The organism is Rubritepida flocculans DSM 14296 (genome assembly GCF_000425365.1).
GTDB lineage: Bacteria > Pseudomonadota > Alphaproteobacteria > Acetobacterales > Acetobacteraceae > Roseococcus > Roseococcus flocculans.
Genome location: NZ_AUDH01000001.1, coordinates 120,818 through 145,317 on the forward strand (window position 1 = coordinate 120,818; position 24,500 = coordinate 145,317).

Consider the following 24,500-nt stretch of genomic DNA (forward strand, 5'->3'; position numbering starts at 1 on the left):
AGCCGATCCAGCCCACAGACGCCGAGCTGATGGAGATCCTGCGCGAGCTGTTCCGCGCCATCATCGCGCGCGGCGAGCGCGAGCACCTGTTCCGCCCAGAAAACCACGACCCCGACGCGCTCTCCGACGACGACACCGAGGAGGAGGCGGAAGCCAAGGCGCTGGACGATCGAATGGACCGGGCCCACTACTGGCGCGGGGTGCTGGTGCGGAACGCCTTCGAGGAGATCCGCCCCTACACCCAGGCGGCCCTGCGGCGCCGCAACCGGGCGACGCCTGAGCCTGAGGACCGGCACCGCTCCTTCCTGCGGATGGCGGCAGGCGTGGCCGCCGAGGCGCACGCCATCCTGGCCCACAACCGGATGGGGACTCCCCGTCCCGCCGTGTTCCCCTATGAGGGTTGGCCCGGCCCTTCTGTGATCGCCGAGGAGGGCAAGGCGGGCGCGTCCCGGCCCAGCCTCTTCGCCCAGCACGCCGAGCGCCAGGGCTGGGGGCCCGCCAACGCCCAAAAGGCCGCCGTCGCGCTGCGCCTGTTCCGGGGACTGGTCGGGGATCCGCCCGCCAGCGCCATCACCCGACGCGACGCCGCCGCGTTCAAGCAACGGCTGGAGGTGCTCCCGGCCACATGGGCGCAGGCCGCCATCTACCGGGACGCAGCGAAGGCCGGGGATCTCGGCGCCGTCATCGAGACGGCCAAGACGCTGCGCGCCACGCTCGCGCGAACCCCAGCCGGCCCGATCACCCTCCCCGATGGCTCGACGGTCGAGCGCGCGCGCGCGGAGCTGCTGGCCGCGCCCATGCATCCCAAGACCATCAACATCCACCTGGAGTTCTTCTTCGCCGCGTTTCGCCGCTTCATCGCGGAGGGTGAGGTCATCGGCGAGAACCCCTTCGCTCCGCTCCGCTTCACCAAGCGCGCCCTGCGCCGGGCGGAGGACGCCGCCGATCCGGACCACACCCGCGACGCACGAATGGAGGAGGCGCTCCAGCTCCGCACCGCCGACGTCGCGCAGATGGACGGCCTGCCGCTCCTGCGCGTCGCGTGGTCCAACGACCAGAGGCGGAAGTCCCGCTCCGCCCGGCGCATCGGGCCGATCCATCCGCACCTTGTCGAGATCGGGCTCCTCGACTGCGCCGAGGAGGCGCGCAGGCGCGGCGTGCGCGTGCTGTTTCCCGAACTGCCGCGCACCAAGCCGCGGGACACGCTCCAAGCCTACTCCTCGCGCCGCTTCGTGATGCTGCGGCGGGAGCTCGGCTTCTCCGACCGCCACGACTTCCACGCGCGGCGGACCACCTTCGACACGGCACTGGAACGCCTGCCGACGACCAACACGACCCTGGTCCGGATGGCGATGGGCCACAGCCTCGGGCGCGACATGGCGGCCCACTCGGCTCCCCAAAGCCGATCCCTCATGAAGCAGGCAAAAGCCGACGGGGGTATTCGAAATCGGCAGCCCTCTGCATGTTTCTGCCAAAGTCGTGGCAGGATATACCACGCTCCCGATACGTCCCGGCTGCCCGGAAAACGGCGAGAATCGCCGCTTGCGATGCCTCCCGGACGCGAGACCTCCCTGGATGACTGGCCCGCCAATCCAACAGGTCGGCGGGCGTTTTTTATGCGGGCGTTCAGCTCCGGCCCGTCCCCTCGCCCGGCAGCGGCTCCACCAGCCGGCGCACCGCGGCCACCAGGGCGGGCGAATCCCATTCCGCCTCGCCCTCCAGCCGCGCACGCTCGAAGCCCGCGCGGTCCAAGATCACGGTCGTGGGCAGCCCGCGCGCCCCGAGGCCGCGCGCCGCCGCCCCGCGCGGATCGAGCCAGAGCCCGAGTTCGCGCAGGCCGAGGCGCTGATAGAAGGCCTCCACCACCGCCCGCCCGCCGCGGTCGGAGGAAAGCGCCAGCACCCGCACCCGCTCGCCCCGCAGCATGGCCTGCAGCCGGTCAAGCGCGGGCATCTCGGCCACGCAGGGCGGGCACCAGGTGGCCCAGAGGTTCACCACCAGCCCCTCGCCCGGAAAGTCCTGGAACCCGTGCTCGCGCCCCTCGGCGTCGGTGAAGGTGACGGCCGGGGCGGGGCGGCGGCCCTCGCGCAGCTTCTCGCTGCCGTCCCCGCGCGCCGCCGCTTGCGCGGGCGGCAGCGCGGGGGCAACAAGCAGAAGGCCCATCCGGCGGCGCGACATCAGCACGAGAGCGATCCTCCCTTGTCCATCCCCAACGAGACCGGCGCCAACCAGCAATGGGGCGGGCGCTTCGCCGAGGGCCCCTCGGCGATCATGCAGGCCATCAACGCCTCCATCGGCTTCGACGCCAAGATGTGGCGGCAGGACATCCGCGGAAGCCTCGCCCATGCCGCCATGCTGGCCCATGTAGGCATCATCTCGGCCGAGGACGAGGCCGCCATCCGCCAGGGCCTCGCCGAGATCGCGCGCGAGATCGAATCCGGCCGCTTCGAATGGTCCGAGGCGCTGGAGGACGTGCACATGAACATCGAGGCGCGGCTGACCGAGCGCATCGGCGAGGCCGGCAAGCGCCTGCACACCGCCCGCTCCCGCAACGACCAAGTGGCGACGGATTTCCGCCTCTGGGTGCGGGATGCGATGGACGGGCTCGCCGCGCAGCAGATGGACCTCATCCGCGTGCTGGTGCGCCGGGCGGAGGAGCATGCCGCCACCATCATGCCGGGCTACACCCATCTCCAGCCCGCCCAGCCCACCACCTTCGGCCACCACCTGCTCGCCTACGCCGAGATGCTCTGGCGCGACCGCGGGCGGATGCTGGACGCCCGGGCGCGGCTCAACGAATGCCCGCTGGGGGCGGCGGCCATGTGCGGCACGGGCTTTCCTATCGACCGCCACATGACGGCGCGCGCGCTGGGCTTCGACCGGCCCACGGCCAACAGCCTGGATTCGGTCGGCTCGCGCGATTTCGCCATGGAGTTCCTGGCCGCCTGCGCCATCTGCGCCACGCATCTCTCGCGCCTCGCGGAGGAGATCGTGATCTGGACCAACCCCGCCTTCGGCTTCGTGAAGCTGCCCGACAACCTGACCACCGGCAGCTCCATCATGCCGCAGAAGCGCAACCCCGACGCGGCGGAGCTGGTGCGCGGCAAGACCGGGCGCATCACCGGCGCGCTGGTGGGGCTGCTGACGGTGGTGAAGGGCCTCGCCATGACCTACGCGAAGGATCTGCAGGAGGACAAGGAAGGCGTGTTCGACGCCGCCGAGAGCCTCACCCTCTGCCTCGCCGCCACCGCCGCCATGGTGCGCGACATGACGCCCGACGCCGCGCGCATGAGGGCCGCCGCGGGGGCGGGCTTCTCCACCGCCACCGATCTCGCCGACTGGCTGGTGCGCGAGCTGCGCCTGCCCTTCCGCGACGCGCACCACGTCACCGGCCGGCTGGTGGCGCGGGCGGAATCGCTCGGCGTGGATCTGGCGGGGCTGTCGCTCGCCGAGATGCAGGCGGTGGAGCCGCGCATCACCGCCGCCGTCTTCGAGGTGCTCACACCCGAGGCCTCGGTGGCCTCGCGCCGCAGCCATGGCGGCACGGCGCCGGAGAATGTCCGCGCCGCCTGCGCCGCCTGGAAGGAGCGCCTGGCATGACGCGCGCGCTGCTCGGCCTGCTCGCGCTGGCCCTGCTGGCCGGTTGCGGCCGCTATGGCCCGCCCCGCCCGCCCGGCCCGCCGGAGCGGATCACCTTCCCGCGCGTCTATCCCGCGCCCGACCCGCCGCGCCCGGCGCCGCCGCCCGCTACACGTTGAAGCGGAAGAGCATCACGTCGCCGTCCCGCACGACGTAGGATTTCCCCTCGACGCGCAGCTTGCCCGCCTCGCGCGCGCCCTGCTCGCCGCCGCAGGCCACGTAGTCCTCGTAGGAGATGGTCTCGGCCGCGATGAAGCCGCGCTCGAAATCGCCATGGATCACGCCCGCGGCCTGGGGCGCGGTCATGCCCTTCACGATGGTCCAGGCGCGCGCCTCCTTGGGGCCCGCGGTGAAGTAGGTGATGAGGCCGAGCAGCTCGTAGCCCGCGCGGATGACGCGATCGAGCCCGGAATCGGAGAGGCCGAGGCTCGCGAGGAAATCGCCCCGCTCGGCCTCGGGCATCTGGGCGATCTCGGCCTCGATGGCGGCACTCACCACCACGGCGCGGGCGCCCTGGGCGCGGGCGTATTCCATCACCCGCGCGCTGTGCGCGTTGCCGGTGGCGGCACTCGCCTCCTCCACGTTGCAGACGTAGAGCACGGGCTTCGTCGTCATCAGCCCGAGGCGGCGCGCGGCCTCCTCCTCGCCGGCGGGGATCACGGTGCGCGCGGCGCGGCCCGCCTGCAGCGCGGGGATCAGCGCCTCGATGAGCGCGAGCTGCGCCTGCGCCTCCTTGTCGTTGCCGCGGGCCTTCTTCTGGAGCTGCGGCACGCGCTTCTCGAGCGATTCGAGATCGGCCAGCATCAGCTCCGTCTCCACCGTGCCGGCGTCGCGGATCGGGTCCACGCTGCCGTCCACATGCGTCACGTCGCTGTCCTCGAAGCAGCGCAGCACATGCACGATGGCGTCCACCTCGCGGATGTTGCCGAGGAACTGGTTGCCCAGCCCCTCGCCCTTGGAGGCGCCGCGCACCAGCCCCGCGATGTCCACGAACTCGAGGCTGGTGGGCACCAGCTTCGCGCTCTTCGCGATGCGCGCGAGCGTCTCGAGCCGCGGATCGGGCACCGCCACGCGGCCCACATTGGGCTCGATGGTGCAGAAGGGATAGTTCGCCGCCTGCGCCGCCGCGGTCTGCGTCAGCGCGTTGAACAGCGTGGACTTGCCCACATTCGGCAGGCCCACGATTCCGCAGTTGAAGCCCATCTCTCTCCTCGCCCCCTGGAGCGGTTTCCGGATGACCGGAAACCGCTCCCTCCGCGTCATACCAGCGGCCGCTGATTTCGACTCCTGAGAAGCCGGCGCGGCCGCTGGTATGCCTTTGTTTTGGCGCGCAGCCGCCACACCAACCCTGCGCGCGATACCGGCGGCATGTGATGCCGCCCGTATCATCCTGAGCAGGAGCCGCGCCATGGCCGATTCCAGCCATGTGCGATCCGCTCCAGGCCCGCCGCCGCGCCAGACCCGGCCCTCGCGGCGCGCCCGTGTCGCTCGCCCTCTCCCTCGCCATAGAGGAGAGGGGCCGTGTCATCCGGTCAGGCTGGCCGCGAGTTCCTGCACGCGGATGGCCGCGGCGATGCGGGCCGAGGCGTCGTCCGTCGGCAGGCTGAGCGCGGCGGCGCGCAGCAGCGGCACGAGGACGGCGGGCGGCAGCCCCGCGCGCTTCGCCGCCGCCGCCAGCGCCTCGGCCGTCACGCCCGCCGGGCCGCCGGGGGCGACGAGATCGGCCGCCTCGAGCAGCAGGGCGGCGCGGCTGGCCGCCTCGGCCGCGGCGGCGGCCACGGAGCGCAGCCGCCGCACATCGCTGATCGGCCCGGCATCGGCGGGCGTGGGCAGGCAGGCGCGCAGCCCGGCCGCCGCCTGCGCCTCGGTCGCGGCGAAGGCGCGCAGCGCCTGGGCGATGGCCGCGGCCGCGTTCGCCAGATCCTCCGGGCCCGGGCCGCCGTAGATCTCCTCGACCACCACCGGCTCCATCACGCCTGCTCCTGCGTCAGAAGGGCCACGCGCGTCATGAACTCCTCCGGCTTCTCGGCGGCGAGCAGCGGCGCGGCCTCCGCCAGCGCCTCCAGCAGCGGCTCCACCCAGGTTTCGCCCTTGGCGAAGGCGCCGAGCACATGGCCCGTCACCTTCTCCTTCTGGCCGGGATGGCCGATGCCCAGGCGCACGCGCCAGAAATCGGCCGAGCCCAGGGCGCGCTGCATGTCGCGCAGCCCGTTGTGCCCTGCCGTGCCGCCGCCCTTCTTCACCCGCAGCTTGCCGGGCGCGAGGTCGAGCTCGTCGTGCCAAGCCCAGATGGCGGCGGGCGGCAGCTTGTGGAAGGCGGCGGCGGCCTGCACCGCATCGCCGCTGAGGTTCATGTAGGTCATCGGCTTGAGCAGCAGGATCTTGCGGCCGCCGAGCGTGCCGTCGCTGACCTCGCTCTTGAACTTCGACCGCCACGGCGCGAAGCCGTGGCGGCGGGCGATGGCGTCGAGCGCCATGAAGCCGATGTTGTGGCGCTGCCGCGCGTGTTCCGGCCCCGGATTGCCGAGGCCGACCCAGAGCAGCACGGCCGCGCCCCCCGGTTACTTCTTCTTCGCGGGCGCCTTGGCGGCGGCAGCGGCCTGCGGGGCCTTCTGCTTGATCGCCTCGGGCGCGGCGGGCGCGGCCACCGGGCCGGAGGCGTCATCGGCCGCGGTCGGCGCCGCGATGGTCGCCACCACGAAGTCGCGGTTGGCGATCACGGGCTTCGCGCCGAACTTGTCCTTCACGGCCGACCAGCGCAGGCTGTCGCCGATCTTGGCCTCGGCGAGGTCGATCTCGAACTTCTCGGGCACCGCCTCGGGCTCGGCCATCACCTCCAGCTCGCGGCGGACGACGTTGAGCACGCCGCCCTGCTTCAGGCCGGGGCAGCTCTCCTCGTGCAGGAAGGCGACGGGCACCTTCACGCGGATGCGCGCGCCGGGCGCGAGGCGCTGGAAATCCACATGGATGGGCCGGTCGGTCACCGGGTCGAACTGCACGTCGCGCATCAGGGCGCGCTCGGTGGGCCCGTCCTTCACCGCCACCTCGTAGAGGTGCGACTGCCAGCCGCCCTTGTGCAGCTCCTTCATGATGTCGCGCGGGTCGAAGGCGACCAGCGTGGCCTCCTTCTTCGCCCCATAGACGACACCGGGGACGAGCCCCTCACGCCGGGTCGCGCGCGCCGCCCCCTTACCGGCACGCCCGCGCGCCGCGGCCTCGATCCGAATGGTCTGGACCATGCCACTTGCTCCTACAGCGGGTGTGTTTCGCTTCCGTCCAAACGAAAGCAGGCGGCCTCCAGGGGTGCCGCCTCGGCGCGGCGTGTAGGGGATGGCGGGGCCGGGCGCAACCCCGCGCCGGCCCTGCCAGCGCCCCCCGACGGATCAGGCCGCGCGCAGCCCCGCCACCGTGCCGGCCAGCGCCTCGCGCAGCGCGCCCGCATCGCCGCGCAGCGCGCCGGCCATGCGCTCGACCTCGCCGGTGGCCTCGGCCGTCTGCTGCGCCTCGTCGAGCGCCCGGCCCACCGAGGCGGCGGCCGCCTCCGCGCCGCGCGCCACCTGGGCGCTGGCGGCCGCGATCTCGCGCGTGGCCGCGCCCTGCTGGGCCACCGCCGCCGCGATGGTCCCGGCGGCCTGGTTCACCTCGCCCACCACCGCGGCGATGCCCTCGATGGCCGCCATCGCCTCCTCGGTCGCGGCGCGGATGCCCTGGACCTGCGCGGCGATCTCCTCCGTCGCCTTCGCCGTCTGGCCCGCGAGATCCTTCACCTCGCTCGCCACCACGGCGAAGCCCTTGCCGGCCTCGCCCGCCCGCGCGGCCTCGATGGTGGCGTTGAGCGCGAGCAGATTGGTGCGGCCCGCGACATCGCCGATCAGGCGCAGCACCTCGCCGATGCGCGCGGCCCCTTCCGCCAGCCCCTGCACGCTGCGCCGGGTGCCGGCGGCGCGCTCGGCCGCCGTGCCGGCGATGGCGTTCGCCGTCTCCACCTGGCGGGTGATCTCCGCCACCGCGGCGGCCAGCTCCTCGGAGGCGGCGGCCACCGTCTGCACCCCGGCCGAGGCCTCCTGCACGGCGAGGCGGGCGGCCTGCGCCCCCTCCAGCGCCCCGGCCGCGCCGGCGGCGATGCGGCGGGAGGCGGCCTCCAGCGCGTCGGAGGCGCGCTCGACGCCGGCCGCGACGCCGCCGATCTCCTGCTCCACCCGGTCGGCCAGGGCGTGGCGCGCCTCGCGGGCGGCGCGCGCGGCCTCGGCCTCGGCCGCGGCCCGGGCGGCGGCCGCCTGGGCCTCGGCGGCGCGGGCGCGCTCCGCCTCGGCCAGCGCGGCATCGGCGGCGGCGGCGCCGCGGCGCAGAAGCCCGATCAGCAGCAGCAGCCCTCCGGCCTCCGCCAGCAGGACGGCCGCATGCAGCGCGACGCGCACCAGGCTGCCCTCCGCCACGCCGAAGACGGCCATCGGGGCGGCGAAGTTCAGCACGAGGTGGTGCAGCGCCACGGTGACGGTGGCGACGAGGATGGGCGCCGGGGCGCAGAAGCCCGCCAGCAGCGCCAGCCCCGCGAAATAGGCCATGTGCATGTCCGGCCGCAGCCAGGCGGGCGCGAACCAGACATGGACGGAGATCGCCGCCATCAGCCCGACCGCGAGGCTCGCCGCCGCCGCCGGGCCGCCCAGGCCCTGGCGGGCGGCCAGCAGCGCGGCCGCCAGCATGGCCAGCCCGATGCCCCCGCCCAGCATCACCGCGCCCTGCCCGGTGCCGGAGAGCCAGCCGAGCGGCGGCGCGGCCGCAACCAGGACGGCCAGCAGGATCAGCAGCGCGCGGCCGGTGCGGGCGCGAATGAGGGAGAGATCCACGACGCGGGTTCCTTCAGTCGGAGGAGCAATCCGCCCAGGGGGCGGCGAGGGTGGCGAAGAGCGCGCCGCTGGCGCGGGCGAGGCGGAGCGGATCGGCCTCCGGCCGCGCCGGCGCGGCCAGCAGGAGCGTGAAGGGGCCGAAGGAGGACAGCCGCTGCACGCGCCAGTCCTCCTCGCCGAAGGCATGGGCCACCGGCGCCCCGGGCGCCAGCGCCAGCAGCACCGCCCGCCCCGGGGCGGGCCAGAGCGCCGCGGCGAGCAGGCCCAGGCTGGACAGGGCCAGGGCGGCGATGGCGATCCTCATGCGCCAAAGCTTATGGGCGGCGTGCTTAACGCGGTGTTTCCGCGCCCCGCCGCTTGGCCGGGCCGGGGGCTTCCGGTAGATCGGGCGAACCATGCGCGGGCCTCTTCCCGCGCGGTCAGGAGCCATCCCATGCCCCTCTCCCGCCGCACCGCGCTGCGCGCCGCCCTGGGCGCCGCCGCCCTGCCGCCGCTCGCCGCCCCCGCCTTCTCCCAGGGCTTTCCGAACCGCCCGCTGCGCCTCATCGTGCCCTTCGCCCCCGGCGGGGCGGTGGACATCACCGGCCGGCTGCTGGCCGAGCGGCTGCAGCCCCTCCTCGGCCAGCCCGTCACCGTCGAGAATCGCGGCGGCGCGGGCGGCAATCTGGGCGGGGATGCGGTGGCCAAAGCCGAGCCCGACGGCCACACCTTCCTGCTCGGCACCGCCACCATCCTCGCGGCCAACAAGTTCCTCTTCGGCCGCCAGATGCCCTTCGACCCGCTGCGCGACCTCGCGCCCATCACCCGCGTCTCGACGGGCACGGTGCTCCTGGTGGTGAACGCCGACCGGCCCTGGCGCAGCTTCGCCGATCTGGTGGCGGCGGCGCGCGCCAACCCGGGGCGGATCACCATGGGCTCCTCCGGCACGGGCACGGTGAGCCACCTCACCCTCGCCTCCATCAACCGCGCCGCGAACATGGAGATCACGCATGTCCCCTATCGCGGCGGCGGCCCGGCCATCACCGACCTGCTGGCGGGCTCGATCGACATGATGTTCGACGTGATCCCGGCGCTGATGCCGCATGTGCGCTCGGGCCGCTTCCGCCCGCTCGCCGTGGGCAGCGCCGAGCGCATCACCTTCGTGCCCGAGCTGCGCGAGGTGCCGGGCATGCGCGAGCTGCTGCCCCAGTCGGGCATCGACATGCAGTCCTGGTACGCCACCATGGCCCCGGCCCGCACGCCGGAGGCGGCGATCAACCGCCTGCACGCCGCCATCGTGCAGATCGCCCGCTCGGACGATTTCCGCGCGCGGCTGGAGCCGCTCGGCTTCGAGCCCGTCACCGACGAGACGCCCGCCGCCTTCGGCGCCTATCTGCGCGCGCAGGAGCGGGTGTGGGAGGCGCTGGTCCGCGCCTCCGGCGCCACGCTGGAGTAGCGCCCATGGCCGCGCACCCCGGCGGCGGGCCGCGGATCTGGGTGGTCTGGGGCGGCGTCTTCACCGATACGGGCTTCACCGCGCTGGAGCCCGGGACGGAGGAGCTGCACGGCCCCTTCCACGACCTGGCGGCGGCCGAGCGCGCCTGGCGCGACGAGACGCGGCGCAAGGTGGACATCGCCACCCACCGCCTCTTCGTCCTGGAGGCGCGCCCCCCCGGCTGAGGCGGCGGGCCGCCGGGATCACGGCCGCCAGGGGCTTCCGGCGCGCCCGGCGGCGCGCTCACATCGCGCCATGCCGCCCGATGCGCCCCTTTCGCCCCGCGCCGCCGCCACGCGCCGGCGCATCCTCGACGCCGCGCTGGCCGAGTTCGCGGCCAAGGGCCTGGCCGGCGCGCGGGTGGACGAGATCGCCGCCCGGGCGGGCGTGAACAAGCGCATGCTCTACGCGCATTTCGGCGCGAAGGAGGATCTCTGGCTCGCCGCGCTGGAGGCCGCCTACGCTGCCAAGCGCGCGGAGGAGGAGCGGCTCGACGTCGCGCATCTTCCCCCGCGCGAGGCGATGGCGCGGCTCGTCTCCTTCAACCTCCGCTACACCGCCGCCCATCCCGAGTTCGTGGCGCTGCTGAACGAGGAGAACCTGCACCGCGCCGCGCATCTGCGCCGCAGCCGCGACGTGCCGGCGCTCTACTCGCCGCTGACCGAGACGCTGCGCGCGGTGCTGGCCCGCGGCGCGGCGGAGGGGCTGTTCCGCACCGATGCGGACCCGCTGCAGCTCTACCTCTCCATCGTCGCGCTCGGCCATTTCACGGTGGCGAACCGCCACACCCTCTCCGCCCTGTTCGGCGAGGATCTGGGCAGCGAGGCGGCGCTCGCCGCGCGCGAGGCGCATGCGGTGGCCATGGTGCTGGGCTATCTGCGGCCCTGACGGGCTTGACTCCGCCCCGGGGCCGCGCGAAGTAACCAGACGGTTACTTCAGGAGGGAACGGCCATGGCCGAACGCCGCATCGGCATCATCATGAACGGCGTCACCGGGCGCATGGGCATGAACCAGCACCTGATCCGCTCCATCGCGGCGATCCGCGCCGAGGGCGGCGTCCGGCTCGCCGACGGCGATGTGCTGATGCCCGACCCCGTGCTGACCGGCCGCAACCGCGGCAAGCTCGAAGCCCTCGCCCGCGCGCACGGCATCGCCCGCGTCAGCACCGACCTCGACGCCTGCCTCGCCGACCCGAAGGACGAGATCTTCTTCGACGCCGCGACCACGCAGCTCCGCGCCGGCCTGATCCGCAAGGCCATCGCGGCGGGCAAGCACGTCTATTGCGAGAAGCCCACCGCCGACACGCTGGAGGACGCGCTGGAGCTGGCGCGCCTCGCCAGGCAGGCCGGCATCAAGCACGGCGTGGTGCAGGACAAGCTCTTCCTGCCCGGGCTTCGCAAGCTGAAGATGGTGATCGACAGCGGCTTCCTGGGCCGCATCCTCTCGGTGCGCGGCGAGTTCGGCTACTGGGTCTTCGAGGGCGACCTGCAGCCCGCCCAGCGCCCCTCCTGGAACTACAAGCTGGCCGAGGGCGGGGGCATCATCCTCGACATGCTCTGCCACTGGCGCTACGTGCTCGACAACCTCTTCGGCGAGGTCGAGAGCGTCTCCTGCCTCGGCGCCACGCACATCCCGCGCCGCGTGCAGGAGGATGGGACCTTCTACGACGCCGACGCGGACGACGCGGCCTACGCCACCTTCCAGCTCGCGGGCGGCGTGATTGCGCAGATCAACTCCTCCTGGTGCACCCGCGTGCGGCGCGACGACCTCGTGACCTTCCACGTGGACGGCACGCATGGCAGCGCGGTGGCGGGGCTGACGGAGTGCTGGACCCAGGCGCGGGTGAACACGCCCAAGCCCGTCTGGAACCCCGACGTGCCGCAGACCATCAACTTCTTCGAGGGCTGGCAGAAGGTGCCCGACACCCAGGCCTACCCCAACGGCTTCCGCGCGCAGTGGGAAATCTTCCTGCGCCATGTGGCCGGCGAGGTGGCGGAATATCCCTGGAACCTGCTGGCCGGCGCGAAGGGCGTGCAGCTCGCCATGGCCGGGCTGCAGTCCTGGCGCGAGCGCCGCTGGGTGGACCTGCCGAAGCTGGAGGCCTGAGCATGCCGAGCATCCGCCTGCCCACCCCCGATGGGCTGCAGGATTTCGCGCTCTCCGCCCCGCGCGACTTCCCGCGCGCCACGCCGCCCTTCCCGCGCGTGGCGCTGGCCGCCGCGCATGTGGTGGCCGACCCGCTGGCCGAGCAGGATCCCTGGCTGGAGGCGAAGCTCGACTGGGACCGGACCATCGCCTTCCGCAAGCATCTCTGGTCGCTGGGGCTGGGCGTCGCCGAGGCGATGGACACGGCGCAGCGCGGCATGGGCCTCGACTGGGCGGCGGCGCAGCAGCTCATCCGCCTGAGCCTGGATGCGGCGAAGGACGTGCCGGGCGCGGTGCTGGCGAGCGGCGCGGGCACCGACCACCTGGCCCCCGGCCCGGATGTGACGGTGGAGGACGTGATCCGCGCCTATGAGGAGCAATGCGCCGCCGTGGAGGGCATGGGCGGGCGCATCATCCTCATGGCCTCGCGCGCGCTGGCGAAGGCCGCGCGCGGCCCGGACGACTATGTGCGGGTCTATGACCGCATCCTCTCCCAGGTGAAGGAGCCGGTGATCATCCACTGGCTGGGCGAGATGTTCGACCCCGCCCTCGCGGGCTACTGGGGCCACGCCGACCACATGCAGGCGATGGAGGTGGCGCTCGAGGTCATCGCCGCCCATGCCGACAAGGTGGACGGCGTGAAGATCTCCCTGCTCGACGACAGGAAGGAGATCGCCATGCGCCGCCGCCTTCCCAAGGGCGTGCGCATGTACACCGGCGACGACTTCAACTACGCCGAGCTGATCGCGGGCGACGAGCACGGCCATTCGGACGCGCTGCTCGGCATCTTCGACCCCATCGCGCCGGCGGTGGGCGGGGCGCTGGCCGCGCTCTCGCGCAACGATCTCTCGAGCTTCCACGACATCCTGGCGCCGACGGTGCCGCTCTCGCGCCACATCTTCAAGGCGCCCACGCGCTTCTACAAGACGGGCGTGGTGTTCATGGCCTGGCTCAACGGCCACCAGGACCATTTCGTGATGGTGGGCGGGCAGCAGAGCACGCGCTCCATCCAGCACTTCGCCGAGCTCTTCCGCCTGGCCGACCGCGCCGGGCTGCTGCGCGACCCCGAGCTCGCCGTGGCGCGGATGCGCCAGCTCCTCGCGCTGCACGGCGTGGCGTGATGCGCGCGATCGTGGAGCGCCGCAGCCGCGGCGCGGCGAGGAGCGGAACGTGAATCGCCCGCAGGACAACCCCATCCCCCTCTCGCTCAACACCGTCACGGTGAAGGAGCGCTGGGGCCTCGCGGACTGCATCGAGGGCTGCGCGCGGCACGGCATCCCGGGCATCTCGCCCTGGCGGGACGTGCTGCACGCCATGGGCGTGGAGGCCGCCGCGCGCCATGTCCGCGATGCCGGCCTCACGGTGACCGGGCTCTGCCGCGGCGGCATGTTCCCCGCGGCCGACGCTGCCGGCCGCCGCGCGGCCATCGAGGACAACCGGCGCGCCATCGCGGAGGCCGCGGCGCTGGGCGCGGCCTGCCTCGTCATGGTCTGCGGCGGGCTGCCGCCTGGCTCGAAGGATCTTCCGGGCGCGCGCGCCATGGTGCGCGAGGGGCTGGAGGCCATCCTGCCCGAGGCGCGGGCCGCCGGCGTCACCCTCGCGCTCGAACCGCTCCACCCGATGACCTGCGCGGACCGCTCCGTGCTCTCCACCCTCGCCCAGGCGCTCGACCTCTGCGAGGCGCTCGGCGAGGGGGTGGGCGTGGCGGTGGATGTCTATCACGTCTGGTGGGATCCCGCGCTGGAGGGGCAGATGCGCCGCGCGGCCGGCCGCATCGCCGCCTTCCACGCCTGCGACTGGCTGGTGCCGACCACCGATCTCGTCTTCGACCGCGGCATGCCGGGCGATGGCGTGATCGACATCGCGGCCATCCGCCGCATGGCCGAGGCGGCAGGCTACCGGGGCTTCACCGAGGTGGAGCTGCTCTCCCGCCGCTGGTGGGCCGAGGATCCGGACCATGTGCTGCGCGTGATCAAGGAGCGCCACGCCGCCATGGCTTGAGTCGGGCCGCGCGGCGGGCAGAATGGAGGGCAGACATGGAGGAACCGCCAATGCCCTTCTCCCGCCGGCGTGCGCTCGCGCTGCCCGCCCTCGCCCTGGCGCCCCTGGCCTTGCCCTTCGCCGCGCGGGCGCAGGGCTGGGCCCCCACGCGGCCCATCCGCTTCGTGGTGCCCTTCGCGCCCGGCGGCGCGACGGACATCGTGGCCCGGGTGCTCTCCGAACCCATGGCCGAGCGGCTGGGCCAGCCCGTGCCAGTGGAGAACCGCACGGGCGCCGGCGGCAATGTCGGCGTGGAGAATGTGGTGCGCAGCGCGCCCGACGGCCACACCCTGCTGATGGGCACCACCGGCACGCTGACCATCAACCCGCACCTCTACAGCAACATGAGCTTCAACCCGCTGACCGACCTCGCGCCGGTCGGGCTGGCGTTCGGCACGGACCATGTGCTGATCGTCCATCCCAGCGTGCCGGCGCAGACGGCGCAGGAGTTCCTGGCGCTGGCGCGGGCGCAGCCGGGGCGGCTCTCCTACGGCTCGGGCGGCAACGGCACCTCGACGCACACGGTGGCCGAGCTGTTCAAGCTCGTGGCGCGGGTGGACATCCAGCACGTGCCCTATCGCGGCTCCGCCCCCGCGCTGAACGACACGGTGGCGGGCAATGTGCAGGCGATGCTCGACCAGATCGCGAGCGCCCTGCCGATGATCCAGGCCGGGCGCGTGCGCGCGCTGGCGGTGACGGGGGCGCGCCGCCACCCCGCCCTGCCCAATGTGCCCACGGTCGGCGAGATCGGGCTGGCCGCGGCCGAGGCCTCCTCCTGGGGCGCGGTGATGGCCCCGGCCGGCACCCCCGCCCCGGTGATCGAGCGCGTCAACGCCGTGCTGCGCGAGGCGCTGGCCCTGCAGGCGGTGAAGGACCGTCTGGCGCAGGTGGGTGCGGAGGCGGTGACCTCCACGCCGCAGGAGCTCGCCGCCTATCTGCGGGCCGAGACGGAGAAATGGGGCCGCGTGGTGCGCGAGGCGCGCATCACCCTGAACTGAGCGGCCAGGCGGCCTTGGCCATCGGCCGCATCGCCGCCACCTCGGGCAGCACCGCGCTGCCGAAGCCCGGCGCGGCGAGGCTCGCGATCTCGAGCATCCCCTCGCGGATGGCGAGGCGCGGGCCGCGCGGCGTGTCCGCGTAGAGGTCCGGGTGCGCTTCGAGGAAGCGCACCGCATCCGCCTTCGGCTGGCCCGCGAAGCCCGCGATGAAGTGGTGGCCGTTGCGCTCCACATGCGGCAGGCCGAGCGCACTGACCAGCGCCAGATCCTGCTGCACGCAGAGCCCCGCGAGCGTCGTGAGATCCTCCGCCGAGAGGAAGTGGCGCGGCGCGGGCAGGGCGGCGTTCCAGGCCCGGCAGCGCGCGAGGTTGATGAGCGAGCGCCAGAACCCCTTGCAGGCCTTGGTCGAGACGCCCGCATAGCCGAGGCCGCGGGCCGTGACGAAGGCGTCGAGCGGCCCGTCGCTTTCGTCGATGATGACGGGGCGCTCCGCCGCCAGCGCGCCGATGCCCGCCTCCAGCGCGCGGGCGCGCTTCACCGGCTGCTCGATGAAGGCCACCGAGGCGCAGAGCCGCGCGAGGCGCGGCTCCTCCCGCATCGCGCGCCAGAGGGCCAGCGCGCCCTCCGCGTCCTCGTACTGCTCGTTGCCGTCGAGCGTCACGTGATAGCCGTGCAGCCTGTCGAGCACCGAGGCGATGCGGCAGAGCCGGTCCACATCGGCGCGGATGTTCCCGCCCACCTTCAGCTTCCACCAGGCGTGGCGGTAGGTCGCGGCCACCTCCTCCAGCGTCTCGGGCAGCCCGTCCGCCACCCGTTCCGCGAGGTCGTCCGCCGTGATCGGGTCGAGCAGCCCGACCGTGTGGCGCGCGTGAATCCGCGCCGGCGCGGGCGTGGCCGCGAGCATGGCGCGCGCGTCGAAGCCCGCGAGCTCGGGCGCGAGGCGCGCGGGGGCGAAGCCGCCGAGATCGGCGCGCAGCCCCTCGTGGAAGGCGAGGCCCGCGCAGCGCAGCAGCGCGTCGAAGCCCGCGCGGTCCACCAGCGCGCGGCCGAAGCTCGCCGCCAGCGGGTCGAGCCCCTCCGCGCCGCAGGCCGCGACATGCGCGGGATAGGCGGCGGCGAAATGGCCGAAGGCGGTGTCGGCAGGCGCGGCGAGCGCCTGGGCCATCGCGATCTCGACGGTGCGGCGGAGCTGGTGCTGGTTGTCGGCGTCGCTCAGCGCCGGGTTCTTGTCGAACCATTTGGCGGCCAGCGTCTCGGCGGCCATGCCCTCCGCCTCGCGCCCGTCCTCGGTGCGGATGCGCGCGCGCAGCACGCACTGGACGCCGTCGCGCACCGTGATCACGCCGAAGCGGAAGGGCAGGCGCAGGGTGAAGTCCCACTCAAAGGCGTCGAGGGCGAGGAAGCGGAACTTCATGCGTCGAGGGCCTCCCGGATGCCGCGCAGATAGCCGATGGCGCGGGCGGCGCAGGCGGGGCCGTCGGGCAGATAGTCGAAGGGCTCCACCGCCGCGTCGCCGGCATAGCCGCCCTGCCGCAGCGCGGCCAGGATGGGGGCGAATCGGTCCTCGCCCTGGCCGGGGGCGCGGCGGTTGCGGTCGTTCAGATGGATGTGCGCGATCAGGCCGGAGGGCAGGTGGCGGCGCAGCAGCGCGGGGACCGTCTCGGCCTCGCCGCGCCCGGCGGCGCTGACGTCGAGCATGGTGGCGAGCGCGGGGTGGCCGATGCGCCGCACGATCTCCAGCGCCTCGGCGAGGCTGGCGGCCCAGTTGGTCTGCCCCGGGTCGAGCGGTTCGAGGATGTAGGTGAGGCCGGCGCGCCCCGCCTCCTCCGCCGCGGCGGCCAGCGCGGCCTCGGCGCGCCCCGCATCCCCAGGCGCCTCGAGGCGGCGCTGGGCGGGCGAGCCGTGCACCAGGTAGCGGGCGCCGAGATCGGCGGCGAGGCCGATGAGGCGGCGCATCACCTCCAGCGTTTCGGCATGGCGGTCGGCCCGGGTGATGGAGAGGCCGGCGGGCGCGACCAGCAGCCAGTGCAGGCCGAGGATGGGCGCGCCCTCCTCGCCGGCGATGCGCCGCGCCTCGGCCCGGCGGGCGGCTGGGAGAAGCTGGGGCGCCTCTGCGTCCAGGGTGAAGGGGGCGAGTTCCAGCCCGTCATAGCCGAGCGCCGCCGCCAGCGCCGCCTGGCGGGGAAAGGGAAGCTCCCGCACCACCTCGTTGCAGAGCGCGATCCGCATGGGCCCGTCTTCCTCCTCGCGGCCCATCCTGGCGCGGCGGCGGACAGCACGAAAGCGCCGCCCCCCGGGGCGGGAGGCGGCGCTGTCGAACCCTGCGGGCGCCCCGGGCGCGGGGCGCGGAGACGGTCAGCCCTGGCGGGCCTTCATCCGCGGGTTCTTCTTGTTGAGCACATAGAGCCGGCCGCGGCGGCGGACGACGACGCAGTTCTTGTCCCGCGCCTTGGCGGACTTCAGGCTGTTGCGGATCTTCATGGCGCGGAACCCACCGACCGACGAAAAGGAATGCGGGGCGCGGCCACCCGCGCTCCGGGAGGCGGCGAGATAGCCGCCCCGCCGGGCGGAGTCAACGCGGCGCATCCCGCGCTTGCAGCCGCCGGGCGCGGCGGGGCAGCCTCGGCGCGACGAAAGGCGGGGGCCCCTCATGCTCGGCATGGTCTTTCTCGGTCTGGCCGCGGCGCTCTGGGTGGCGGCGCATGTCGGGATCGCGGGCACGGCGCTGCGCGGGCGCATCGTGGCGCGCACGGGCGAGGCGGGATTCCGCATCGGCTATTCGCTGCTGTCCGTGCTGCTCATCCTGCTGCTGGTGCAGGCCTGGGGCGCGGCGCCGGTGGTGCCGCTCTGGTTCGCGCCCGATTGGCTGCGCTGGCTGCTGGCGCTGGTCATGCTGCCGGCCTTCCTGCTCTTCGTCGCGTCGGTGGCGACGCCCAACCCCACCGCCGTGGCGGGGAAGCTGGACGAGGCGGGGCCGCGGGGCGTGCAGCGCATCACGCGGCATCCGATGCTGTGGGCCTTCGCGCTCTGGGCGCTCGTGCATCTCATCGGCAAGGGCACGCTGGCGGGGCTGTTCTTCTTCGGCGCCTTCCTGGCGACGGCGCTGCTGGGCATGCCCTCCATCGACCGGAAGCTCGCGGCGCGCGATCCGGCGCTCTGGGCGCGGCTGGCGCCGGCCACCTCCATCATCCCCTTCGCCGCCATCCTCGCGGGGCGGAACCGGCTGGCCGTCGGCGAAATCCCGCGCGTGGTCTGGATCATCGGGGGGCTCGCCTGGGCGGGAATCCTGATCGGGCATGCATGGCTGTTCGGCTATCCGGCCTTGATGTTCTGATGCGCACGGCGTGATCATGCCGCCCGCATCACCCCCTTGATCGGGCCCGGCCGCGCCGCCATTCCCTGGCCGGACCGTGACCAGGGGCGAATCCCGCATGCAGGAAGTTCTGACCGGCGCCGATTCGGGCGATGATCTGCGCGCGCGCGCGGCGCGGCTCGTTTCCTCCACCCTGTTCCAGCGCGTGGTGATCGGGCTGATCCTGCTCAACGCGGTCACGCTCGGCCTCGAGACGAGCGAGAGCCTGATGGCCGCGCATGGCGGGCTGCTGCACGCGGCGGATGCGGTGCTGCTCTGGCTCTTCACGCTGGAGCTCGGCCTCCGGATCTACGCCTTCCGCGGCCGTTTCTTCCGCGACCCCTGGGGGCTGTTCGACCTCGCCGTGGTCGCCATCGCCTGGATGCCGGCCACGGGGGCGCTGTCGGTGCTGCGCGCGCTGCGGGTGCTGCGCGTGCTGCGGCTCATCTCGGTGGTGCCCAGCCTGCGCGTGGTGGTCGAGGCGATGCTGCACGCCCTGCCCGGGATGGGCTCCATCGTGCTGCTGATGGCGCTGCTCTTCTACGTCTTCGCCGTGATGGCCACCAAGCTCTACGGCGAGATCGCGCCCGAGCGCTTCGGCACGCTGGGCGAGAGCCTGTTCACCCTGTTCCAGATGATGACGCTGGAATCCTGGGCCGAGGCCAATGTGCGCCCCATCCTGGAGCACCAGCCGCTCGCCTGGATGTTCTTCGTGCCCTTCATCCTGATCGCCACCTTCGTGGTGCTGAACCTCTTCATCGGCGTGATCGTGGACAGCATCCAGACGCTGCGCGCCCAGCGCGAGGAGGTGCGGGCCGAGGCGGTGGCGGAGGAGGCGCGCATCCGCCGGCAGGGCGAGGATCTGGCCGCCATCCTGGCCGAGCTGCGCGCGCTGCGCGCGGAGGTGGCGGCGCTGCGCGGCGAGGGCGGCGCGCGGGGTTAGAGCAGATCGCACATGGCCGGAATCAGCCATGGCGTGAATCATACCAGCGGCCGCTGATGTCGCCTCCCGATACGGGCGGCAGGTCACGCCGCCCGCATCACTCCCGCAGCGCCTGCTCCGCCGCATCCGCCAGGATGCGGAGCGCGAGGGCGAGATCCTCCTCCTTCGTGTCCTCGCTCCAGTGGTGGCTGATGCCGCCGATGGAGGGGGTGAAGAGCATCGCCATGGGCATGACGCGCGCCAGCACCTGCGCGTCGTGGATGGCCCCGGAGGGCATCGCCATCCAGGCCCCGGGGGCGTGGCGCTCCGCCGCCGCCCGCAGCGCCGCGTGCAGCGCCGGATCGGCCGGCGCGGCGGGCGAGCGGCTCGCCTCCTCGAGCGCGAGGGTGCAGCGGTCCCGCCGGCCCACCTCCTGCACGATGCGCGCGAGCAGCGCCGAGAGGCGGTCGAGCACCGCCTCGTCGATGTCGCGGAACTGGAAGATCATCTCCGCGCGGCCGGCGATGATGTGCGGCTGGTTGGGCTCGATGGCGATGCGCCCGCAGGTCCAGACCGTGCGCGGGCCGACATGCATCGGGAAGCGCTCGTCGATCAGCGCCAGCACGCGCATCGCCGCCACCACCGCGTCCTTGCGCTCGGCCATGGTGGTGCCGCCCGTGTGGTCCTGCTGGCCGATGGCGGTGATGCGGAACACCCGCGCGCCGACGATGCCGGTGACGACGCCGCTGCGCATGCCCGCGCTTTCGAGCTGCGTGCCCTGCTCGATGTGCAGCTCGAGGAAGCCCCGATAGCGCGCCGGATCGAGCCGCAGCAGCGGCCGCCCCGCGAGCCCCGCCTCGGCCAGCGCCTCGGCGAGCGGCCTGCCCGTGACGGCGTGGCGCGCCGCCGCCAGCTCCTCCGCCGGCAACGCGCCCGTCATGGAGCGCGAGCCGAGCATGTTGCCGTAGTGGCCCTCCTCGTCGGCGAAGGCGGCCACGTCCACCGCCAGCCCCGCGCGGGCGAGAGCCAGGCCCGCCACCACGCCGAGCGCGCCATCGAGCCAGCCCGCCTCGTTCTGCGTCTCGATGTGGCTGCCCACCAGCAGCTTGCGCCCCGGCCCCGGATGGCGGCCGAGCACATTGCCGAGCCCGTCCATCTCGGGCGCGAGGCCGACCTCCTCCATCCGCGCCATCAGCCAGCGGCGGCTCTCCATGTCCTGCGGCGAGTAGGTGGGGCGGTGCACGCCCGTCCGGAACGCGCCGATGCGGCGCAGCGCGTGCAGATCGGCGAGGAAGCGGGCCGTGTCCACCTCAGCCACGGAGATAGGCCTCCGCCGCATCGGCGAGGATGCGCAGGTTGAGGGCGAGATCCTCCTCCTTCGTGTCCTCGCTCCAGTGGTGGCTGATGCCGCCGATGGAGGGGGTGAACAGCATCGCGGCGGGCATCACCCGCGCCATGTACTGCGCGTCATGGCCCGCGCCGGAGGGCATGTGCTGCCACTGGCCGCTGGCGTGCCGCTCCGCGGCGGCGGCGAGTGCGGCCTGCATCGCGGGATCGCACGGGGCGGGCCTGGATTCGCTCATCGTCTCCAGCGTGGTGCGGGTGCGCTCGGTGCGGTTCATCTCCTGCACCACGCGCTGCAGGCATTCGCGCAGCCGCTCCAGCACCGCGGTGTCGATGTCGCGGAACTGGAAGAGCACCTCCGCCCGGCCGGGGATGATGGAGGGCGCGCCGGGATCGAGCGCGATGCGCCCGCAGGTCCAGGTGCTGCGCGGGCCGCAGAGCATCGGGAACTCGCGGTCGATGCGCGCGAGCAGGCGCACCGCCGTCAGCCCCGCATCCTTGCGCTCGGCCATGGTGGTGCCGCCCGCGTGGTCCTGCATGCCCTCGATGATCAGCCGGTACTGCCAGATGGCGACGATGCCGGTGACGACGCCCGCGCGCAGCCCCTGGGATTCGAGCTGCGTGCCCTGCTCGATGTGCATCTCGAAGAAGCCCTTGTAGCGGGCGGGGTCGAGGCGCGGGCGCGGCAGCCCTTCGAGCCCGGCCTCGCGCAGCGCCTCGCGCAGCGGCTTGCCGTGGTAGCGGTTCTTCAGGCTGTCGATCTCGCTCTCCTCGAGCAGGCCGATGAGCGAGCGCGAGCCGATGAAGCTGCCGTAGTGGCCCTCCTCGTCGGCGAAGGCCACCACGTCCACCGGCAGCCCGGCGCGGGCGAGCGCGACGCCCGCCACCACGCCCAGCGCGCCGTCCAGCCAGCCCGCGTGGTTCTGCGTCTCGATGTGGCTGCCGACCAGCAGCTTCGGCCCCGGCCCCGGATGCCGGCCGAAGACGTTGCCGATGCCGTCGATGCTCGGCTCCAGCCCCGCCTCGCGCATCCGCTCCATCAGCCAGCGGCGGCTTTCCATGTCCTCGGGCGAGTAGGTGGGGCGGTGCACGCCCGTCTTGTACGCGCCGATCTTGCGAAGCTCGTTGAGGTCCTTGAGGAAGCGGTCGGTGTCCACCTGCGCCATCGGCCAGTCTCCATGCTGCGGACGCGACGATAGGCAAGCGCGGCCGGCGCGTCAGCCCTCGCCCAGAAGCTCGGCCAGCAGCGGGTTGGGGAAGCGGCGCGCGCGGGTGATGGCGTAGAATCCCTCGGCGAGGTTGGGCACGCGGCAGCGCTCCACCAGCACCCCGGCGGCGAGCTCGTCGCGCACCACCACGGGGGGCACCAGCGTCACCCCCGGGCTTTCGCGCGCCAAGAGGCGCAGCATCGCCATGTCGTCCACCTCGGCGAGGATGAGCGGGCGGATTCCCGCCTCCTGCATGATGAGGTCGAAGCGCTGGCGGATCTGGCTCTGCCGGCCGGGGAGGAGCACGGGCGTCTCGCGCAGCGCCTCGGGGAAGCGGAAGGCGCGCGCGCCCCGCGCCTTGCGCGCGACGAGGCTGACCGGCTGCTCGTCCAGCAGCCGGCTGACCCAGGGGCTCTCCGCATCGCCCGGCACCGGCTCGTTGGAGAGCACCGCATCCAGCGTCAGCGCGTCGAGCTGCGCGAGCAGCTCCCTCAGCGGGCCGGAGCGCACCACCAGCTCCACATCGCCGCGGCCGATGAGAGGGCGCAGCAGCTCGAGCTGGAAGTTGCGCGAGAGGGTGGGGATGGCGCCGATGCGCAGCACGCGCCGCATGGCCGCGCGCTGGCCCTTGAGCGTGTCGAGCAGCTCGGCCCCGGTGCGGAAGATCGTCTCCGCGTGGTCGAGGGCGATGCGCCCGGCCTCGGTCAGCTCCATGCGCCGTCCCTTGCGCTCGAACAGGGCGTGGCCGAGCTGCGCCTCGAGCTGCCGGAGCTGGGTGGAGAGGGCGGATTGCGCCACGTTCAGCCGCCGCGCGGCGCGGGTGAGCGAGCCCTCCTGCGCGATGGCGTGGAACTGGCGGAGGTGGCGGTAGTTCAGCGCGGCCATGGAACCCTTCTCCAGAACAGAACGATAGATTCCCGAAATTGAATTTTCCAGAAGCCAACCGCCCCGGTAGGAGACCGCGCCCGAACATTGCGGAATCGCCATGCTGCCCTGGTTGCTCGCCCTCGCGCCCCTCGCCCTGCTCAGCTTCGCCGCCGCGCCCGATGGCTGCGCCAACCGCCACGCCCGGCTGATGCGCAGCGGCGCCCTCGCCGCCGCGGGGCTGGCGCTCGTCGTCGCCGTGCTGGGGGCGGGGCATCTCGCCCTCGCCGGCGGGCACAGCGGCTTCTGGATCCGCTACGACGCCGTCTCGGCCGTGATGCTGCTGCTGATCGGCTTCATCGGCGTGGTCGTCACCACCTACAGCCGCCGCTACCTGGACGGCGACGCCGGGCAGGGGCGCTTCGCCAGATGGCTGGCGCTGACGCTCGGGGCCGTGACCACGCTGGTGCTGGCGGGCAACCTCCCGCTCTTCGCGCTGGCCTGGATCGGCACGAGCCTCGCGCTCGACCGGCTGCTGCTGTTCTACGCCGAGCGGCCGGGCGCGCAGCTCGCCTGGCGCAAGAAGTTCGTCGCCACCCGCGCGGCCGATGCGGCGCTGGTGCTCGCGCTCGCCCTGCTCGCCTGGCAGTTCGGCAGCCTCGAGATCGGCGCCATCCTCGCCGGTGCGAAGGCCATGGCGGCCGAGGGCGCCGCGCCGGCCTCCGTGCATCTCGCCGCCTTCGCGCTGGCCCTGGCGGCGGTGCTCAAATCCGCGCAGTTCCCGGTGCATGGCTGGCTGCCCGAGGTGATGGAGACGCCCACCCCCGTCTCCGCCCTGCTGCATGCGGGCATCATCAATGCGGGCGGCTTCCTGCTGGTGCGGATGGCGGAGGTGGTGGCGCTCTCCGCCGCCACCCTCGATGCGCTGGTCGTGGTCGGGGCCTTCACCGCCGTCTTCGGCGCGGCGGTGATGCTGACGCAGACGAGCGTGAAGGTGAGCCTCGCCTGGTCCACCGTGGCGCAGATGGGCTTCATGGTGCTGCAGTGCGGGCTCGGCGCCTTCTCGGCGGCGCTGCTGCACATCGTCGCGCACGGGCTCTACAAGGCGCACGCCTTCCTCACCTCGGGCGGCGCGGCGCAGGGCCGCCGCCACGAGACGGACGCGCCGCTGACGCTGCCCGCGCTGCTGGCCGCGCTGGCCGCGGGGCTCGGCCTCACCGCGCTGGTCGCGCTCGCCTTCGACATGCCGGTCTGGACGCATCCGGGGGTGGCGGTGCTGGGCGCGGCGCTGATGCTGGGGCTCGCGCCCATGCTCGCCTCGGCGCTGCTCGCGCCGGGGGCGGGGCGCTTCGTGGCGCTGCGCGTCTCGGCCATCGCGCTCGCGGTCTGCGTCGCCTATTTCGGGCTGCAGGCGGGGGCGCAGGCGCTGCTCGCCCCCGTGCTGCCGGCGCAGGAGCCCGCGCGGGGCCCCTTCGCGCTGCTGCTGAGCGCGCTGACGGTGGCCGCCTTCGCCGCGCTGCTGGTGCTGAACCTGCTGCGCCGCGCGCCCGATCCGCACCCCGCGATCCGCGCCCTCTACGTGCATCTGCACAACGGCCTCTACGTGAACGCCCTGGCCAACCGCGCCTTCCTGCGGTTCTGGCCCCTCCCGGCGACGAAGTGACAG

25 protein-coding genes are annotated in these 24,500 nt (G+C 73.5%); 12 read left to right on the forward strand and 13 right to left on the reverse strand.

What is annotated here, in order from left to right; translation table 11 throughout:
• Positions 1-1,626 precede the first annotated feature (1,626 nt).
• Positions 1,627-2,178 (reverse strand): TlpA family protein disulfide reductase, encoded by a 552-nt coding sequence (locus H596_RS24315; RefSeq protein WP_027283238.1) that lies wholly within the window; start codon positions 2,176-2,178, stop codon positions 1,627-1,629.
• A gap of 21 nt (positions 2,179-2,199) precedes the next feature.
• Between H596_RS24315 and argH the strand changes: the two genes are divergently transcribed.
• Both argH and H596_RS23220 read left to right on the forward strand, forming a co-directional pair.
• Positions 2,200-3,600, forward strand: a complete 1,401-nt coding sequence (gene argH / locus H596_RS0100605) for an argininosuccinate lyase (RefSeq protein ID WP_027283239.1) — start codon at positions 2,200-2,202, stop codon at positions 3,598-3,600.
• Complete coding sequence (locus H596_RS23220) at positions 3,597-3,758, forward strand: hypothetical protein (RefSeq protein WP_211225228.1); 162 nt, start codon at positions 3,597-3,599, stop codon at positions 3,756-3,758. The genes argH and H596_RS23220 overlap by 4 nt, the downstream gene beginning before the upstream one ends.
• Here H596_RS23220 and ychF read toward each other — a convergent pair.
• From ychF to H596_RS24480, 6 genes are all read right to left on the reverse strand, one after another.
• Complete coding sequence (gene ychF / locus H596_RS0100615) at positions 3,748-4,842, reverse strand: redox-regulated ATPase YchF (protein WP_027283240.1); 1,095 nt, start codon at positions 4,840-4,842, stop codon at positions 3,748-3,750. The genes H596_RS23220 and ychF overlap by 11 nt on opposite strands.
• 321 nt (positions 4,843-5,163) lie before the next feature.
• Positions 5,164-5,610: a hypothetical protein gene (locus H596_RS0100620; RefSeq protein ID WP_027283241.1), complete on the reverse strand. Its 447-nt coding sequence runs from the start codon at positions 5,608-5,610 to the stop codon at positions 5,164-5,166.
• A complete protein-coding gene (gene pth, locus H596_RS0100625; protein WP_027283242.1) occupies positions 5,610-6,185 on the reverse strand; it encodes an aminoacyl-tRNA hydrolase in 576 nt (191 codons plus the stop codon). The genes H596_RS0100620 and pth overlap by 1 nt, the downstream gene beginning before the upstream one ends.
• A gap of 15 nt (positions 6,186-6,200) precedes the next feature.
• Complete coding sequence (locus H596_RS0100630; protein ID WP_027283243.1) at positions 6,201-6,878, reverse strand: 50S ribosomal protein L25/general stress protein Ctc; 678 nt, start codon at positions 6,876-6,878, stop codon at positions 6,201-6,203.
• 144 nt (positions 6,879-7,022) lie between these two features.
• Entirely contained in the window at positions 7,023-8,486 is a 1,464-nt protein-coding gene (locus H596_RS0100635) for a methyl-accepting chemotaxis protein (protein WP_027283244.1), read from the reverse strand.
• Positions 8,487-8,499: 13 nt separating this feature from the next.
• Positions 8,500-8,790: a hypothetical protein gene (locus tag H596_RS24480; RefSeq protein WP_027283245.1), complete on the reverse strand. Its 291-nt coding sequence runs from the start codon at positions 8,788-8,790 to the stop codon at positions 8,500-8,502.
• Positions 8,791-8,919: 129 nt separating this feature from the next.
• Here H596_RS24480 and H596_RS0100645 point away from each other — a divergent pair, with 129 nt between their 5' ends.
• The 7 genes from H596_RS0100645 (at position 8,920) to H596_RS0100675 (ending at position 15,144) form a co-directional block, all read left to right on the forward strand.
• Positions 8,920-9,921, forward strand: a complete 1,002-nt coding sequence (locus tag H596_RS0100645) for a Bug family tripartite tricarboxylate transporter substrate binding protein (protein ID WP_027283246.1) — start codon at positions 8,920-8,922, stop codon at positions 9,919-9,921.
• A 5-nt stretch (positions 9,922-9,926) separates the two neighbouring features.
• A complete protein-coding gene (locus tag H596_RS0100650; RefSeq protein WP_027283247.1) occupies positions 9,927-10,145 on the forward strand; it encodes a DUF4170 domain-containing protein in 219 nt (72 codons plus the stop codon).
• 70 nt (positions 10,146-10,215) lie between these two features.
• The gene (locus tag H596_RS0100655; RefSeq protein ID WP_027283248.1) at positions 10,216-10,848 is read left to right on the forward strand and encodes a TetR/AcrR family transcriptional regulator; all 633 of its coding nucleotides are present in this window, start codon (positions 10,216-10,218) and stop codon (positions 10,846-10,848) included.
• Between the two features lie 64 nt (positions 10,849-10,912).
• Complete coding sequence (locus H596_RS0100660; RefSeq protein WP_027283249.1) at positions 10,913-12,067, forward strand: Gfo/Idh/MocA family protein; 1,155 nt, start codon at positions 10,913-10,915, stop codon at positions 12,065-12,067.
• A 2-nt stretch (positions 12,068-12,069) separates the two neighbouring features.
• Complete coding sequence (locus tag H596_RS0100665; RefSeq protein ID WP_027283250.1) at positions 12,070-13,227, forward strand: dihydrodipicolinate synthase family protein; 1,158 nt, start codon at positions 12,070-12,072, stop codon at positions 13,225-13,227.
• 49 nt (positions 13,228-13,276) lie between these two features.
• Complete coding sequence (locus H596_RS0100670; protein ID WP_027283251.1) at positions 13,277-14,107, forward strand: sugar phosphate isomerase/epimerase family protein; 831 nt, start codon at positions 13,277-13,279, stop codon at positions 14,105-14,107.
• A gap of 35 nt (positions 14,108-14,142) precedes the next feature.
• Entirely contained in the window at positions 14,143-15,144 is a 1,002-nt protein-coding gene (locus tag H596_RS0100675) for a Bug family tripartite tricarboxylate transporter substrate binding protein (RefSeq protein ID WP_245583920.1), read from the forward strand.
• Here H596_RS0100675 and H596_RS0100680 read toward each other — a convergent pair.
• From H596_RS0100680 to ykgO, 3 genes are all read right to left on the reverse strand, one after another.
• Positions 15,131-16,558 carry an enolase-like domain-containing protein gene (locus H596_RS0100680; RefSeq protein ID WP_027283253.1) on the reverse strand — a complete coding sequence of 476 codons (1,428 nt, stop codon included), beginning with the start codon at positions 16,556-16,558 and terminating at the stop codon, positions 15,131-15,133. The two genes, H596_RS0100675 and H596_RS0100680, sit on opposite strands and share 14 nt — an antisense overlap.
• Entirely contained in the window at positions 16,555-17,373 is an 819-nt protein-coding gene (locus H596_RS0100685) for a sugar phosphate isomerase/epimerase family protein (protein ID WP_027283254.1), read from the reverse strand. The genes H596_RS0100680 and H596_RS0100685 overlap by 4 nt, the downstream gene beginning before the upstream one ends.
• 126 nt (positions 17,374-17,499) lie before the next feature.
• Positions 17,500-17,625 carry a type B 50S ribosomal protein L36 gene (ykgO, locus tag H596_RS0100690; protein WP_027283255.1) on the reverse strand — a complete coding sequence of 42 codons (126 nt, stop codon included), beginning with the start codon at positions 17,623-17,625 and terminating at the stop codon, positions 17,500-17,502.
• A 178-nt stretch (positions 17,626-17,803) separates the two neighbouring features.
• Between ykgO and H596_RS22645 the strand changes: the two genes are divergently transcribed.
• Entirely contained in the window at positions 17,804-18,478 is a 675-nt protein-coding gene (locus H596_RS22645) for an NnrU family protein (protein WP_169579837.1), read from the forward strand.
• A gap of 97 nt (positions 18,479-18,575) precedes the next feature.
• Complete coding sequence (locus H596_RS0100700) at positions 18,576-19,439, forward strand: ion transporter (protein ID WP_084602469.1); 864 nt, start codon at positions 18,576-18,578, stop codon at positions 19,437-19,439.
• A 97-nt stretch (positions 19,440-19,536) separates the two neighbouring features.
• On the opposite strand, the gene H596_RS0100705 is transcribed toward H596_RS0100700, so the two are convergent.
• Genes H596_RS0100705 through H596_RS0100715 form a run of 3 tightly spaced genes read right to left on the reverse strand, consistent with a single transcriptional unit; the run spans position 19,537 to position 22,855 of the window.
• Positions 19,537-20,736 (reverse strand): hydantoinase/carbamoylase family amidase, encoded by a 1,200-nt coding sequence (locus H596_RS0100705; RefSeq protein ID WP_027283257.1) that lies wholly within the window; start codon positions 20,734-20,736, stop codon positions 19,537-19,539.
• Positions 20,729-21,928: a Zn-dependent hydrolase gene (locus tag H596_RS0100710; RefSeq protein ID WP_027283258.1), complete on the reverse strand. Its 1,200-nt coding sequence runs from the start codon at positions 21,926-21,928 to the stop codon at positions 20,729-20,731. The genes H596_RS0100705 and H596_RS0100710 overlap by 8 nt, the downstream gene beginning before the upstream one ends.
• Positions 21,929-21,979: 51 nt before the next feature.
• Positions 21,980-22,855 carry a LysR family transcriptional regulator gene (locus H596_RS0100715; protein WP_027283259.1) on the reverse strand — a complete coding sequence of 292 codons (876 nt, stop codon included), beginning with the start codon at positions 22,853-22,855 and terminating at the stop codon, positions 21,980-21,982.
• A gap of 100 nt (positions 22,856-22,955) precedes the next feature.
• Here H596_RS0100715 and H596_RS0100720 point away from each other — a divergent pair, with 100 nt between their 5' ends.
• Positions 22,956-24,497, forward strand: coding sequence for an NADH-quinone oxidoreductase subunit L (locus H596_RS0100720; protein ID WP_027283260.1), 1,542 nt, complete (start codon positions 22,956-22,958; stop codon positions 24,495-24,497).
• Positions 24,498-24,500 lie beyond the last annotated feature (3 nt).